The following is a 14,011-nucleotide window of genomic DNA, read 5'->3' as shown; positions in this document are numbered from 1 at the left end:
CTGTCATTGCCGATATTGACCTTGAGCACCACCTGTGGCGACCACTTCACCGAGTAGTTGCCGCACTGGTCGATGACCTCGTATTCGAGCACCTTCTGGCCGTCGCCGACCTTGAGCCAGGTTTCGTAGTAGATGGTGATGGTCAGCGGTAATCGGTTGTTGGCCTCGTCCCAGGTGACAGTGTGCACCGGTGTGACCAAGACGCCGCCGATAAACAGGCGGATCTTGTCGTACTCGGCCATTCGCCAGCTATGGGGCGTGGAGTCATCCAGTGGGTAGGGTTTGATGGTGATCGGCACGCCGTGTTCGGCGGTGTCTTTGTCGACCCCGAAGTCGATGACGAATGGCGGCGGTTCCGGTGGGGCCAGTTCTTCGTGCCAGGGCGTGCTGGGGATGGGATCGTAGGGCCCGGCGGGCGGGATGGTATCGACCAGCAGGCTTTTGTGCAGGGTTTCTTCGCTGTTGCCGCCGGTATAGCGGGTGAGGCGAAAGAACACCGGCTGGATCACGCCGTCGGGCAGGCGGGCACGAGGGATGAACAGGGGAATTTTCTCGTCTTTGTCCGCTTGGTCCTGGGTCACGGAGGTGACGGCCACTGGATCGTCGGCATTGCCGCAGAACAATTCGACAAAGTCGCCCTCCGCCTGCGACAGATAGGGGTGCAGGTAACACAGCAGGCCGTCGAGATAGTAGGTGTCGAGGGCGGCCTTGTTGACACCGATATCGGCGCCGATCACTGGGCGCTGGCCATAGACCTCGATCACCAGGTCACTGAAGGGACGGCGTTCGGGAGTGGGGTCGCGTTCGAAGCTGAAATCCGGCTGCCTGGGAGCGGACGAGGGGTTGAGAGAGAGGGAGTCGATACCTTGGGACGTAGGCGACACGGACAAGGAAGGATCTTCGTTCATGACGAGGCACCTTTGGCGGATTCAGGGAGGCGACCCGAAAACCCGGATGGCGAGTCGTGAGGATCATTCAACGCCTGGGGAGGAGGACTGGCTAGCTGTCAGAAATAACAGTGGCGACGAGTGGTCTACAGGGAAAACAGCGAGAAACCACCGGTCTGCTTTCCCGCTTTTCCAGGGCAAGACTGTCATTTCTGACAGTAGACATTCCCTCTCCCGCCACTTCAAATGATGCCAACGCGCAGTGGCACAGGGCGGCCGATAGCCCATGTTCCGAATAAGGGTGCGCCTGATGAAAGAGCAACCGCTTGCCGAACTCGATTTGCCCGAGGCCAAATTACTGGATGCCGATGGCGGGCATCTCGACAGTCTTCTGGTGCCATTGGACGGCACGCCTGTCGAGGTCCGTTACCCCGGCATGCTGGCGACCGACCTGATCCACTTCTACTGGCCGGGCCTGCTACCGGATGAAGAGTTTGCCCCGATAGAGCCTGTACATGGGAGTACCGATGAAGTGGTCCACTTCAAGGTGCCCTATGACTATGTCGGGTATGTCCAGGACATGTATGCCCGTTTTTTCTATACCGTTACTCGCGGTGAAGAGACGATCAAGTCGCGGGCGGACGATGTCAGGATCAGCCGGCCAAACACGTTTCCGCCTCTGAACCTGGTGCCGCTGATCGACAATACTCTGTTCGTGTCGGCGCTGGCCGACGAGCATTTCACGCTGCAGATGGACCCTTGGCCGTTTATCACTTCGGATTGTCGGGTCACGGTGTGGGCGCATGTCGACAAGCCGGACGGCGGAAGAGTCGATTTTCGTATCGTGGAAAACGAGCCGGTGACCGAGGCTGATATTAATTTCGGCTGGAAACGCCGGTTTCCCAGTGACGTGTACGCAACGAGTCCTTCCGGCAGCACGCTGTTCTTTAATTTGTTCGCGTCTTACGGTGGGCATGATCACAGCATTCTGTTTCGCCCAGGGATAGCATTTGTGACCTTGAACAAGGATCCGTTGCCCGTTCCGAAGGTGGCACAGGCCCGTGAGGGCGTCTTGGATATCCGCACCTTTGAGGGTGATGCCGAGTGCACCGTGGCGTCCTGGCCGTTTATCCAGGCTGGGCAAAAGGTCTGGTTGCAGGCCGTGGGGGCCCGGCTGGACGGCAGCTTGTTCGACATCGTGCTGATGCAGGGAGAACGGGTCACGGACAATGAAGTGCGCGAGGGTCTGCACCGGTCGCTGCTGCGTGAGGACCTGGAGCAACTGGCGGATGACAGTCTGTTGATCATCACCTGCAAGATCGACCATGGGCAGGGCGAGGCCGTTGCCCTGGAGCCGCTGGAACTGACGATGCGGGTGCCGATCAGGCTGGTTCTACCGCCACCCAGTGTCCGTGAATCGACAGAAGACGAAACCGACGGTTGGCTGCTGAACCCGGTCAATACCACGCACGGTGCGACCATCCAGGTGGCGTATGGCGGCATGAGCGCGGGGGATTGGGTCTGTCCGGCCTGGGCCGGCACGCCAGGTGCCGGTTCGCCGGCGCTTGAGTGCCGCGAGGTTCGGGAAGGCGAAATGGCGCTTGAGTTCCATGTGCCGCCCTCGGCCATCAGTGCAAATTTTCTCCAGACGGTGACGGTGCCCTACACCGTGACGCAAAGCTCGGGCGTCTTCTGGCAATCGCCACCGCGCCTGGTGACCGTGCTCGACATCAGCCAGTTACCGAGACCGATGGTGGAACAGGCTACTGCCGACAAACTGGATCTCAACACTTTTTCCGGGGATGCCGATTGTCTGGTCGAGCCGTGGGACTACCGGGCGCTTGAACAGCCTTGCTGGCTCTGGGTGACCGGCGAGCAGGAGGATGGCAGCGCCTACAGCTTTCAGGTGCTCGAAGGCGAGCCGCTCGATGCCGAGTGGCTGGAGACGGGCGTGAGTACCTTGCTGCCGCGCGCCCAACTGCAAAAGCTGGCTGACTGCAGCCGGATCGAAGTGCATTTCGCGGTGAATTTCAACGGCGTTACCGATAAACCCACGGCCACGCTGTTCCCGACCCTGACGCTGGAAATCACCCAGGAGGACTGGGTCCTGAAGGCACCCATCGTTCGTGAGGCCGTCGGTTCGCTGCTGACGGTGTACAACGGCAGGGATGGGGTGACACTGCGGGTAGAATACGATGCCATCAGTGCCCGGCAGAGCATTCAACCTTGCTGGAAGCGCGAGGCCGGAGGCTGTTTGCCACTGGCGCCGAAACCCGGTAATAGCGAGTTGGGGCACGTCGATTTTCAGATCCCGCGTGAGGCGGTGATCCACGGTATCGGCAAGACGGTGCCGATCAACTATACGGTCACCGGCCACTGCAAGGTCGCGACCTCGGCAAATCTCGATCTGCAGATCAGCGTACCTGTCCGGTTGCCGACACCGGTGGTGCCGCAAGCAATCAAGAGCCTCCTGGACCTGCGTACCTTTAGCGGCAACGCCACGATCGCGGTAGAGCCATGGTGGTTCATCCTGCCGGGGCAGAAGGTCTGGCTGGTGGGCACCGGAACCGGGAAGGACGGCCAGCCGTATACCCTCAAGGTCTATGTAGGCGATACGCTGACGCCGAGCGAAGTGAATAACGGGCTACGTTCAGTGCTTTCGCGTGTCTTGCTTGAACAACTGCAAAACGTCAGCACCCTGACGTTTACCTGCAAGGTCACTCCCGATGGCAGTGCTCATGAAAGTGAGGCGGTGGAGTTCCCTGCGTTGATACTGACGATACGCCTGCCATTTGATGACCTGACCACCTTTGACCATGGTAACTGGAATGGTTGGGTAAAAGGCCCCGCTGCCGCGGATCCCCGTGATCTGGTCATCAGGCATGAGGACGGCAATTGGTTTTTGTACAATTGGACTTATACGGAACGATCCAGCGGCGTGTTCTTGTATCGAGACTACAGGGGGCTTGAGCCGGGCATGAACTATGAGTTCAGTATTTCGATTCGGCGAGTCGGCAATGTGCATCTCACTCCTGTCGTGTCGCTGTGGATCGAGAATAAATCATTGGTGGGACCCTTCACGATCTCCAATCAGAACTGGCACACCTTGAAAGGTATTTTTACCGCGACAGCCACCACCATGCGCTTGCAACTGTATAACCATGTAGCGTCCGGTCAAGGGAATGACTATTCGGTAGACGACGTGCGAGTGAAGGAGCTGGGTCTTTCAGGCTGACTCATGCGCCCTGGGTTTTCCGGGACCCTTCGTCGGGACTGTCATTTCTGACAGTTTCCCGACGATTCGTTTTTTGTTGAGATGGTCAAGGGAAATGAAGATATGACAGAAGTAACTGGCTGCTCATGTCGGACTTTCTTATAACTGGTTTATCAGAGGAGTCAGGATAATGTCTGGATCAAAAAGAGTCATTAAAGTTAATCTGCCGGCACCTCGAGTGCTTGAGATTTCAGGTGGTAAGCTCCACGTCCCTGATCTTAATGGCAAACCTGCTACGGCAGAGGTGAGTTATGCGGCTATGAAGGTGGGGGATTCTATTGCTCTTGTTATGGATAGACTCCTGGCAATTTATGAAATAACCCATATAGTTTCCGCGCCTGATGTTTCAAGTGGCAAGGCGACAATAGCCATTGATAATGAGTTTCTGGCTGATGATCTTGGATTCAGGGATGCAAATCTTCATTACACCGTTGATAGTGTCTCTCGGTCAGAGGCTATTGCGTTTACATTGACCTACTGACAAACGGAAACAGCAGGCGTCTATCTACGTCGATAGGTGGTGTTCCTGAAACCTTTTCCTTGCCGATGACCCAGCATTGATCGGCAAGGAAAGGGTTGCTCGACCGACAAAGCAGACCATCTCCCGTTCCGCAGGTTCTCTCACGCATTGGCCAGGGCGCGACGCTGGGCGGCACGCTTGCGCCAGATGCGCAGCAGTGGCATTGACAGCATGATGCAGGTCAGCACCCAGACGCCAAGGGTGATCGGGCTCGACCAGAGAATCTCCAACGCGCCGTTGGAAATCGACAGCGCCCGGCGCAGGTTCGATTCCATCAGCCCGCCGAGGATAAAGCCCAGCAGGACCGGCGACAGCGGAAAGTCCAGTTTGCGCAGGATATAACCGAAGATGCCGATGCCGATCATCAGGAACAGATCGAAGGTGGTGGCATGTACCGCGTACACGCCAATCGCGGTGATGATGGCGATCACCGGCACCAGCGCCCAGTTCGGCACGGCAAGGATACGGGTGAAGAGGCGAATCATCGGAATATTGAGGATCACCAGCATGATGTTGGCGATGAACAGCGAGGCAATCAGGCCCCAGACGATATCCGGTTGTTGTTGAAACAGCAGCGGTCCCGGCGTGATGTTGTACAACGACAGCGCGCCGATCATCACCGCCGTGGTGCCTGAGCCTGGGACGCCGAGAGTCAGCATCGGCACCAGCGCGCCGCAGGCCGAGGCGCCGATTGCGGTTTCCGGTGCGGCGAGGCCGCGCTTGTCGCCCTGGCCGAACGTGCCGCCAGCACCGGCGATGCGTTTCTCGGTCATGTAGGCCATGGCACTGGCCAGGGTCGCGCCGGCACCGGGTAACACGCCCATGACAAAGCCCAACAGGCCGCAACGGATGTTCACCACGAACACCGATGCCGCTTCCTTGAAGTTGAACATCATCCGCCCGGTGGCTTTCACCGCTTCCTGGCCATGATGGGTTTTTTCCAGCAGCAAGAGAATCTCGCTGATGGAGAACAGGCCCAGGACCAGCACCACGAACTGAATGCCGTCGGTGAGGTGGATGTTGTCCCCGGTGAAGCGATATACACCGCTGTTGGCATCGATGCCGACGCTGGACAGGAACAAACCGATCAGCGCGGCGATAAAGGTCTTCAGCGGTCGGTCGCCGGCCATGCCGCCGAGGCAGACAATGGCGAATACCATCAGCACGAAATATTCCGCCGGGCCGAAGGCAATGGCCCATTTCGCCAGCAGCGGAGCGAACAGCACCATGCCGCAGGTGGCGATAAATGCGCCGATGAAGGAACTCCAGGCCGACAGCGATAGAGCGACACCGGCCAGGCCCTGGCGGGCCATCGGGTAGCCGTCGAGGGTGGTCATCACGGTGGAGGCTTCGCCGGGGATATTGAGCAGAATCGAGCTGATCCGCCCGCCGTATTCGCAGCCCAGGTAAACCGCTGCCAGCAAGATCAGCGCCGATTCGGGCGGCAGCCCGAGGGCGAAGGCAATGGGGATGAGCAGGGCGACGCCATTGATCGGCCCCAGGCCCGGTAACAGGCCGACCACGGTGCCGATCAACGTACCGCAGAGGGCGGTGACCAGGTTGTAGGGGCTGAGCGCGACGCCGAAGCCCTGGCTCAAATAGCCGAAAGTATCCATGTCAGTTCTCCAGAACGTCGAGCAGTCCGAGGGGCAGCGGCACGTCCAGGGCTTTATCGAACAGCAGATAAAGCCCGACGCTCATCAGGCTGATGATCACCACGCTGGGCAGCCAGCGACCGCCGTACAGGCGCGCCATCGGTACGCCGATCAGGATGCTGCTGAGGACGAAGCCCAGCGGCTCGAAGGTCCCGGCGAACACCAACAGCAGTGCGGTGCAGATGCCGATCTTGGTCAGGGTTTGGCGGTCCAGCGGCGGCTCGTCGTCGTTATGTTTGATCGGTGCCGGACGAAACAGCATGTACAGCAGCGCCAGGCCCATCAGACCGAGCATCAGCAGCGGGTAGGCCCTGGGGCCCACGGGCTCATAGGAAAATGCGGCCTGGTAAGGCCAGGCCATCAGCGCCAGGCCGGCGCAGGCCAGCAGCAGCGTGAAGGCAAAAATGCGTTGCAAGAGCATGACGGACTCCTGGGCCACGCCCCGGTGACCGAAGGGCGTGAGGCGACTAGAGAGAGATGATCACTGGATCAGGCCGAATTCCCTGGCCAGCACTTTGTAGTCGGCAACCTGCTTCTTCACGTAGGTGTCCAGTTCCGGACCGGTCATGGCGAAGGGAAACAGCTCGCGCTGGTTGCGCAGCTTGGCGAACTCTTCGGAAACCAGCAGCTTGTCGAAGGCGTCTTTCCACCAGGCGTAGTCTTCGTCGCTGACCTTCGGTCCGAGATAGAAACCGCGTACCACCGGCCAGACGATGTCGTAGCCCTGTTCGCGGGCGGTCGGAATCTCCTTCATTTCCGGTTGGTCCAGGCGCCTCTCGGCGAACACCGCGAGCAGGCGCATGTCGCCGCTCAGGATATGTGGCATGGAGTCGGAGATGTCGGTGCTGCCGACCTGGATATGTCCGCCCATCAGCGCCGTAACGATTTCGCCGCCGCCTTCGAGGGCCACGTAGCGCAGGTCGCGCGGGTTGATCCCGGCGGCCTTGGCGATCAGCGCGGTCTGCATCCAGTCCTGGCTGCCGACAGTGCCGCCGGAGCCGATTACTACCTTGCTCGGGTCGGCCTTGAGGGCCTTGACCAGGTCGTCGAGGGTTTTGTACGGCGAGTCGCTTTTCACCGCAATGGCGCCATAGCTGGTGCCGACGGCGGCCAGCCAGCGCACGGCGCCTTCATCGAAACGACCGAACTTGCCCTGGGCCAAGTTGAGCAGCGAGCCGCTGGACCAGGCCACCAGAGTCCCGGCATCGGCCGGGCGCTGGGCAACCACGGCGTTGTAGGCCACGGCGCCGACGCCGCCGGGCATATAGGTCACCCGCATCGGTTTGCTCAGGACTTTCTCGCTGACCAGGGCGCTTTGCGCCAGCTTGCAGGTCAGGTCGAAGCCGCCGCCGGGGGAGGCGGGGGCGATGCATTCCGGGCGCTTGGGCTCGGCGGCGAGGAGTTGCCCGGCAAACAGCAGGCAACCGGTAGCGAGGGCGAGGGTGCGCAATGGCAGCATCGTGGAGTACTCCGTTATTGTTCTTATTTGAGTGAAAACGCCTCGGGACGTCATTCAGTTTTTTTGGACAGATGAGTGCGTTACTCACAACGGTCCGTGAAGGGACTTTAATGTGCCAAGCTTTCACCAACCTTTCAGTGTGCAAGGCCCGATAAACCGGCGGCGGGTGGCTACCGGCGGCGGGTTTATTGGGTAAACTCGGCGCTCGGAAGGGCGGTCGAGGTAGGAAATTCATGCGTGTGCTTCTGGTCGAAGACCATCTGCAGCTAGCTGAAAGCGTTGCCCAGGCGCTCAAGGGCGCGGGCTTGACGGTGGATGTGCTGCACGACGGAGTCGCCGCCGAGCTGGCCCTGGGCAGCGAGGAGTACGCAGTGGCAATCCTTGATGTGGGTTTGCCACGCATGGACGGCTTCGAAGTACTGGCGCGCTTGCGCGCACGTGGAGGAAATCTTCCGGTGCTGATGCTGACCGCCCGTAGCGATGTGAAGGACCGCGTCCGTGGCCTCAATCTGGGGGCCGACGATTACCTGGCCAAGCCGTTCGAACTCAGCGAACTGGAAGCCAGGGTCAAGGCCTTGCTGCGCCGCAGTGTGCTCGGCGGCGAGCGCCAGCAGCGCTGTGGGGGGCTGGTCTATGACCTGGATACCCGGCGTTTCAGCCTGGGCGACGAGTTGCTGACCCTGACCTCCCGCGAGCAGGCGGTGCTCGAAGCGCTGATCGCTCGCCCTGGGCGGGTAATGAGCAAGGAACAACTGGCCTCTCAGGTGTTCGGCCTGGATGAGGACGCCAGTCCCGACGCCATCGAAATCTATGTACACCGCCTGCGCAAGAAGCTGGATGGACATGCGGTGGCTATCGTCACCTTTCGCGGCCTCGGTTATTTGTTGGAAGCCCGCGATGCATAAGCCCAGCAGCCTGCGTTGGCGGTTGCTGTGGAACCTTGCACTGCTGTTGGTGGTGTTGATGCTCGCCAGTGGCTTGAGTGCCTACTGGAACGGTCGCGAAGCCGCCGACACCGCTTATGACCGAACCTTGCTGGCTTCGGCGCGGACCATCGCCGCTGGCCTGTCGCAGCGCGATGGCACCCTCAGCGCCGAGGTGCCGTATGTGGCGCTCGATACCTTTGCCTATGACAGCGCAGGGCGGATCTACTATCAGGTCCGAGACATCAACCAGCAACTGATTTCCGGTTACGAACACCTACCGCCACCGCCACCCGGCACCCCGCGCACCGATGACTATCCGGCCCTGGCGCGGTTCTACGACGCGCAGTATCGCGGGCAGAACGTCCGGGTGGTGAGCCTGCTCAAGGCGGTCAGCGAGCCGAATATGAATGGCATGGCGGAAATCCGCGTGGCCGAGACCGATGAGGCGCGAGTCACCATGGCCCGCAGCCTGATGGCCGACACGTTGCTGCGCCTGGGCATGCTGGCGGTGGGCGCGTTGCTGCTGGTGTGGTTTGCCGTGAGTGCGGCGCTGCGCCCGCTGGAGCGCCTACGGACGGCGGTGGAGGAGCGCCAGTCGGACGACTTGCGCCCGTTGCCGTTGGTGGAAGTACAACACGAATTGTGGCCCCTGGTGAGCGCCCTCAATCATTTTACCGAGCGCCTGCGTCGGCAGTTCGAGCGTCAGGGGCAATTTATCGCTGATGCCGCCCATGAACTGCGCACACCCTTGGCGGCGCTGAAGGCGCGGTTGGAGCTAGGGCTACGCGCCACAGATGCCGATACCTGGCGCCGTACCCTGGAAACGGCAGCTCAGGGCACCGATCGCCTGACGCACCTGGCCAACCAACTGCTGTCGATGGCACGGGTGGAAAACGGTGCGCGGGCGATAGCCGAAGGTGGCGCGCAGTGGCTTGACCTGAGCCAACTGGCCCGGGAACTGGGCATGGCCATGGCACCTCTGGCTCATGCCCAAGGCGTGGCGTTGGCATTGGAAGCCGATGAGCCGGTCTGGTTGCGTGGCGAGCCGACCTTGCTCAACGAGCTGCTGAGCAACCTGGTGGACAACGCGTTGGCCCATACACCGGTCGGCGGCAATGTGATCTTGCGGGTGAGCGCGCCGGCTGTGCTGGAGGTAGAGGATGACGGATCGGGGATTCCCCTGGAGGAGCGCGACCGGGTCTTCGAGCGCTTCTATCGGCGCAGCCAGCAGGGTGTGGGGGCCGGGCTGGGCCTGGCGATTGTCGGCGAGATCTGCCGGGCGCACCTGGCGCAGATCAGCCTGCACGACGGTGAGCGGCGGGGGTTGAAGGTCCGGGTGAGTTTTATCGCCGGTTAGAAGCTTCTGGGGCTCCGACAAGCCCGCTCCCCACAGGCAGGGTCTGTCGGTTAAATGAACATCATCCGCGCATCATTGAGTTTTCCGACCCAGACCTCGCTGTCCGGGGCCAGTTTCAACCGCCTGAAGGCCGGCAGACTGCCGAGCGGGATATTGGCATAAGCTTGTGTCGTGCGCTGATGGCAGAACACCGTGGCGATCTGCACCAGGTCAACGTAATCGACGGTACCGCTATCGCGCTCCAGGTCCTGGTATTGTCCGGGCAGCTTGACCAGCCGTTCCGGGAAGTCCCAGACTCTTAGCAATTTGTCGCCCAGCAACGGATGAATGCTCTCGATCACATGATCCAGGCTCAACGGATCGGCCAGCAGTTCGTAGTGATCTTCGGCGTAGGTCAGGATCGGCAGCACACCGATCTGGTGTACCAGCCCACCCAGCGCCGCCTGGTCCGGCTTGAGCAAGGTAAAGTCGCGGCACAGCACGTAGCTGACCCCGGCAATTTCCAGACTCTTGCGCCAGACATCGCGCATTTTCTGTTCAACCACCCCGGAGCGAGCGTGAAAGATCTGTTCCATCACCAGGCCGATCGCCAGGTTGCTGCTGTAGTTCACCCCAAGCCGGGTGATGGCGGTGTGCAGGTCGGTCACTTCATGGCTGGCGCGCAACAACGGGCTGTTGACCACCTTGATCAGCCGTGCCGACAGAGCGGTGTCGCCACCAATCACCTTGCTCAGGGTACTGACGCTGATTTCGGGATCTTCCGCCGCCTCGCGAATCTTCAGGGCGACCTCCGGGAGCGTGGGCAGAACCAGGTCGTCGTTGTCGATGGCCGTTACCAGATCCTGTTGGACCTTTTCCGCCAGCTTGTTCATTTGTGCTCTCTATGGCGGTGCGGTTAACGCTGGATCTCACCATCACGGTCCAGTTGATAAGGTAAATCCAACAATGTCAGGGCCGGGCCTTGCACATCGCCCAGATGGACAGTGCCGGCTTCGGCCGCTTCGGCTTGTAGCACGGCCAGCAGTTCGATCGACTCCTCGGCCGTGGCGGCGATCACCACTTCGCCGATGGAACTGTTGTGGGCGGGCGAAAACAGCGGCGTACCGGGCTCAGGCAGTTGCCCTGCGTCCAGCTTCAGGCGATACAGGCGCCGTTTGAGTTTGCCCAGGTACTGCATGCGCGCGACGATTTCCTGCCCGGTGTAGCAGCCTTTCTTGAAGCTCACGCCACCCACGGCCTGCAGGTTGAGCATCTGCGGGATAAACAGTTCGCGGGTTTGCGGCATGACCTGGCCGATACCGGCGCGAATCTGCCCGAGCAGCCAGGTGTTGAGATCGGCTTCCGGCAGCGAGCCAGCCAGTTGCGCCTGCAGGTCTCGCGCTTGGGCCGCCGGGACCCAGAGCTCGCTACGCCCGGTGGACACTCGTATGGCGATCAGACCATTGGCTCGCGCCACGGCATCGGTTTCCTCGGGCAGATCGACGCCCAGGTCGGCCAGCACGCGGGTGGCCTGACCCAGCCCGAACCGGACCCAACCGGCGCTTTCATCGGTGAGCTTGGACTTGGAGAACACCGCGTACTTCTTCAGGTCCGCCAACTGCGGTTCCAACAACTCGCTGGCCATGGCCAGCAACACGCCGTCACCTTCGAGCAGGATGCGGAAACTCGACTGCATGCGGCCTTTCTGCGTGCAGCGAGCGCCGAGGCTGGCCTGGGTCTCGCTGAGGTAATTGAGGTTGCAGGTCAACTGACCCTGCAAGAACTTGCTGGCGTCGGCGCCGCGGACGGCGAGAACGCCTTCGTGGGAAAGGATGCAGAAAAAAGCGGAATCGGCCATGGGTCTTCGCAGCATGAATAAGTCTGGCGGACATCATAGAGGGGTGCTCCGCAAATGGGTAGTTCACAAAACGCCGGGTGCCGCGACCAAAGCCGACTGCGCGGTGATGATCGGGCCTGTATACTTGCGCACAAATTTGAGGAGCGCTCCATGGTCGAAGATGTAGAACTCAATCGTCTCTATTGGCACAGCCGTCGCGGTATGCTGGAACTGGACGTGCTGCTGGTACCGTTCGTCAAGGAGGTGTACGCGCATCTGAACGACGTCGACCGCGAGTGCTATCGCAAGTTGCTCGAATGCGAGGACCAGGACATGTTCGGCTGGTTCATGGAGCGTTCCGAATCGCCAGATCCAGAACTGCAGCGCATGGTACGCATGATTCTCGACCGTGTTCAGCCCAAGTAACACGTTCGAATGCCGCTGGCGGGCCTCACGGCTGTTGCTGGTGGCATATCTCGGAGCTCTGGGTCTGGCGTTGTTATCGTGGTGCCTGCTTGAAATTCCGTTCTGGGCGAGCCTGTCCGGGGCGTTGCTGTGCCTGCTTCATGGGGCTTGGGTCGTACCGCGACAAATACGCTTGAACCATCCGTCGGCTTTTACCGGTTTGCGCCGGGACGAGCGGGGTTGGCAGCTCTGGAGTCGGGCGGCTGGCTGGCAGTCGGTACAGTTGCACCGCGACAGCCTGGCCTTGCCCTGGCTGGTGGTGCTGCGCTTTCGTCGGCGCGGAGATTGGTGGTCGCGCTCGATTTGCGTGCCCCGCGACGCGCTGGCGAGCGACCTGCATCGGCGCCTGCGCGTATGGCTGAAGTTCAGCCGGCGTAGATGGGCGGCACCAGAATAGTGTCAAGGGCCTCGGGTAGCAGGTCCGGGTAGTCGAGGGTGTAATGCAGGCCCCGGCTTTCTTTTCGCTCCATGGCCGAGCGAATCATCAACTCGACCGTTTCAACTCGGCACAATCAGCACCCATCACCCGCTCCAGACTGATCACGATCTTATCGCCGGAGCCTTGGGCTCTGCCTGACCCAAACCGAAAGCCACCAGTATCACGAGCAACCGAGCTACTCAAAACTGCCTATTTAGGCCCATCGTGACCGCTCATTTCGCTAACAACGTGACCGATTTTCCGCGTGTTCCGAAACAGCCGGTCACGTTGTTAGCGAACTGCTTAAACTTCGTTGCGCATGGCCTGACCTGCCGCCACCCTGCGTCTCATTTCAGGGAGTCGAAGGATGGCGTTGCAGCGAGTAGCCATGCGTAATATCAAAGAATGCCTGCGCCTCAAGTTCGAGGTCTACCTGTCTCACGAGAAGATCGCCCGTGCCTTGCAACCCTCCAAGGGCGTCGTCAGCAATACATCAAGGTGACGCTCGGCGCGGCTCTGGTGCTCGCCGCCGAGATTGTCCACACCTGCGGAGGCAGGGTGTTGTCCGACGTCATCACCCTGCACCGCGAGCTGCGGCGCAAAGGCGTGACGCTGCAACTGCGGCGGGAGGAATACGCCGCCGCCCATGCCGATCAGCCGACCTGCCGCTACACCCAGTTCGTCGAGCACTATCGCAGCCATGCAACCATCGCGGCATGGCTTCAGATCTCGTCGAGATGCCAAGGAAGCGGTGAGGCAGGTGCACCATTACACCGCAAGGATTGGGTTGAGAGACGTTGTCGATTCCACAAAAGGTATCGCAGGCTTTTCCGCAACGAAAACCTCCTGACGCTAGCCAAAGACTCGGGCGAGTCAGAAGACGAAATCGTAGGGTCGATCTTAGCCGCCGCGACTTAGCTGCAGATTTTGTGTTGTGCACTCAGAAGTGCTAACCGTACCCATGAATGCATTCATCTTCACTGCGCACTTCTCGATGTTCAAGCCGTTGCGGCCATCGCTGGAAATGTTGGTGACGTAAGGCCCGGCGGTGGTGCAGCCAGCCAGCGCAGCGATAAGACCCAAAATAATGACGTTCAGCTTCATATGAATCCCTTTGATTTACGGCACATCCGTTAAATGGCCGCGAATCTTATAGCAACGAGCTATTGCAGGTAACCCCTACCCTACTGTCGTGGTTACGGAGGGACAGTCGGCTATAGCTGGCGCGAAGCCC

General features: G+C 60.4%; 12 protein-coding genes and 3 pseudogenes. 7 read left to right on the top strand and 8 right to left on the bottom strand.

Annotated elements, in window-relative coordinates; translation table 11 throughout:
* A pseudogene (locus BMX68_RS04780) lies at positions 1-908 on the bottom strand (hypothetical protein); the annotation flags it as partial.
* A gap of 289 nt (positions 909-1,197) precedes the next feature.
* Between BMX68_RS04780 and BMX68_RS04775 the strand changes: the two are divergent.
* Both BMX68_RS04775 and BMX68_RS04770 read left to right on the top strand, forming a co-directional pair.
* Positions 1,198-4,122 carry a carbohydrate binding domain-containing protein gene (locus tag BMX68_RS04775; protein WP_017131109.1) on the top strand — a complete coding sequence of 975 codons (2,925 nt, stop codon included), beginning with the start codon at positions 1,198-1,200 and terminating at the stop codon, positions 4,120-4,122.
* A 169-nt stretch (positions 4,123-4,291) separates the two neighbouring features.
* Positions 4,292-4,642, top strand: coding sequence for a hypothetical protein (locus BMX68_RS04770; RefSeq protein ID WP_017131108.1), 351 nt, complete (start codon positions 4,292-4,294; stop codon positions 4,640-4,642).
* Between the two features lie 140 nt (positions 4,643-4,782).
* Here BMX68_RS04770 and BMX68_RS04765 read toward each other — a convergent pair whose 3' ends face one another.
* From BMX68_RS04765 to BMX68_RS04755, 3 genes are read right to left on the bottom strand one after another with little or no spacing between them, the layout of a single operon-like run.
* Complete coding sequence (locus BMX68_RS04765) at positions 4,783-6,297, bottom strand: tripartite tricarboxylate transporter permease (protein WP_017131107.1); 1,515 nt, start codon at positions 6,295-6,297, stop codon at positions 4,783-4,785.
* 1 nt (position 6,298) lies between these two features.
* Positions 6,299-6,757 carry a tripartite tricarboxylate transporter TctB family protein gene (locus tag BMX68_RS04760; RefSeq protein WP_017131106.1) on the bottom strand — a complete coding sequence of 153 codons (459 nt, stop codon included), beginning with the start codon at positions 6,755-6,757 and terminating at the stop codon, positions 6,299-6,301.
* 60 nt (positions 6,758-6,817) lie between these two features.
* Positions 6,818-7,795, bottom strand: a complete 978-nt coding sequence (locus BMX68_RS04755; RefSeq protein ID WP_017131105.1) for a Bug family tripartite tricarboxylate transporter substrate binding protein — start codon at positions 7,793-7,795, stop codon at positions 6,818-6,820.
* A gap of 233 nt (positions 7,796-8,028) precedes the next feature.
* Between BMX68_RS04755 and tctD the strand changes: the two genes are divergently transcribed.
* Entirely contained in the window at positions 8,029-8,700 is a 672-nt protein-coding gene (gene tctD / locus BMX68_RS04750) for a response regulator (RefSeq protein WP_017131104.1), read from the top strand.
* Positions 8,693-10,078: a sensor histidine kinase gene (gene tctE, locus BMX68_RS04745; protein ID WP_017131103.1), complete on the top strand. Its 1,386-nt coding sequence runs from the start codon at positions 8,693-8,695 to the stop codon at positions 10,076-10,078. The genes tctD and tctE overlap by 8 nt, the downstream gene beginning before the upstream one ends.
* Positions 10,079-10,128: 50 nt before the next feature.
* On the opposite strand, the gene BMX68_RS04740 is transcribed toward tctE, so the two are convergent.
* Positions 10,129-10,950 (bottom strand): HDOD domain-containing protein, encoded by an 822-nt coding sequence (locus BMX68_RS04740; RefSeq protein ID WP_017131102.1) that lies wholly within the window; start codon positions 10,948-10,950, stop codon positions 10,129-10,131.
* 23 nt (positions 10,951-10,973) lie between these two features.
* Positions 10,974-11,915 carry a CAF17-like 4Fe-4S cluster assembly/insertion protein YgfZ gene (ygfZ, locus tag BMX68_RS04735; RefSeq protein WP_017131101.1) on the bottom strand — a complete coding sequence of 314 codons (942 nt, stop codon included), beginning with the start codon at positions 11,913-11,915 and terminating at the stop codon, positions 10,974-10,976.
* A gap of 150 nt (positions 11,916-12,065) precedes the next feature.
* Here ygfZ and BMX68_RS04730 point away from each other — a divergent pair, with 150 nt between their 5' ends.
* Both BMX68_RS04730 and BMX68_RS04725 read left to right on the top strand, forming a co-directional pair.
* On the top strand, positions 12,066-12,320 hold the full coding sequence (locus BMX68_RS04730; protein WP_017131100.1) for an FAD assembly factor SdhE: 255 nt from the start codon (positions 12,066-12,068) through the stop codon (positions 12,318-12,320).
* Positions 12,304-12,756 carry a protein YgfX gene (locus BMX68_RS04725; RefSeq protein ID WP_017131099.1) on the top strand — a complete coding sequence of 151 codons (453 nt, stop codon included), beginning with the start codon at positions 12,304-12,306 and terminating at the stop codon, positions 12,754-12,756. Before BMX68_RS04730 ends, BMX68_RS04725 begins: the two co-directional genes overlap by 17 nt.
* Here the strand turns inward: BMX68_RS04725 and BMX68_RS04720 are convergent.
* Positions 12,725-12,850: pseudogene (locus BMX68_RS04720) on the bottom strand (hypothetical protein); the annotation flags it as partial. The gene BMX68_RS04725 and the pseudogene BMX68_RS04720 overlap by 32 nt on opposite strands.
* A gap of 294 nt (positions 12,851-13,144) precedes the next feature.
* On the opposite strand from BMX68_RS04720, the pseudogene BMX68_RS26710 reads away from it, so the two are divergent.
* Positions 13,145-13,482, top strand: a pseudogene (locus tag BMX68_RS26710) (IS21 family transposase); the annotation flags it as partial.
* A gap of 195 nt (positions 13,483-13,677) precedes the next feature.
* Here BMX68_RS26710 and BMX68_RS04710 read toward each other — a convergent pair.
* Entirely contained in the window at positions 13,678-13,881 is a 204-nt protein-coding gene (locus tag BMX68_RS04710) for a hypothetical protein (protein WP_017131096.1), read from the bottom strand.
* Positions 13,882-14,011 lie beyond the last annotated feature (130 nt).

It is taken from the genome of Pseudomonas agarici, from assembly GCF_900109755.1.
GTDB lineage: Bacteria > Pseudomonadota > Gammaproteobacteria > Pseudomonadales > Pseudomonadaceae > Aquipseudomonas > Aquipseudomonas agarici.
This window is presented reverse-complemented; position numbering and strand designations above follow the sequence as displayed.

Bases quoted from the DNA above. Each gene is read 5' to 3' on its own strand.
- BMX68_RS04775 (WP_017131109.1), top strand. From the start codon at position 1,198: ATGAAAGAGCAACCGCTTGCCGAACTCGATTTGCCCGAGGCCAAATTA.
- BMX68_RS04770 (WP_017131108.1), top strand. From the start codon at position 4,292: ATGTCTGGATCAAAAAGAGTCATTAAAGTTAATCTGCCGGCACCTCGA.
- BMX68_RS04765 (WP_017131107.1), bottom strand. From the start codon at position 6,297: ATGGATACTTTCGGCTATTTGAGCCAGGGCTTCGGCGTCGCGCTCAGC.
- BMX68_RS04760 (WP_017131106.1), bottom strand. From the start codon at position 6,757: ATGCTCTTGCAACGCATTTTTGCCTTCACGCTGCTGCTGGCCTGCGCC.
- BMX68_RS04755 (WP_017131105.1), bottom strand. From the start codon at position 7,795: ATGCTGCCATTGCGCACCCTCGCCCTCGCTACCGGTTGCCTGCTGTTT.
- tctD (WP_017131104.1), top strand. From the start codon at position 8,029: ATGCGTGTGCTTCTGGTCGAAGACCATCTGCAGCTAGCTGAAAGCGTT.
- tctE (WP_017131103.1), top strand. From the start codon at position 8,693: ATGCATAAGCCCAGCAGCCTGCGTTGGCGGTTGCTGTGGAACCTTGCA.
- BMX68_RS04740 (WP_017131102.1), bottom strand. From the start codon at position 10,950: ATGAACAAGCTGGCGGAAAAGGTCCAACAGGATCTGGTAACGGCCATC.
- ygfZ (WP_017131101.1), bottom strand. From the start codon at position 11,915: ATGGCCGATTCCGCTTTTTTCTGCATCCTTTCCCACGAAGGCGTTCTC.
- BMX68_RS04730 (WP_017131100.1), top strand. From the start codon at position 12,066: ATGGTCGAAGATGTAGAACTCAATCGTCTCTATTGGCACAGCCGTCGC.
- BMX68_RS04710 (WP_017131096.1), bottom strand. From the start codon at position 13,881: ATGAAGCTGAACGTCATTATTTTGGGTCTTATCGCTGCGCTGGCTGGC.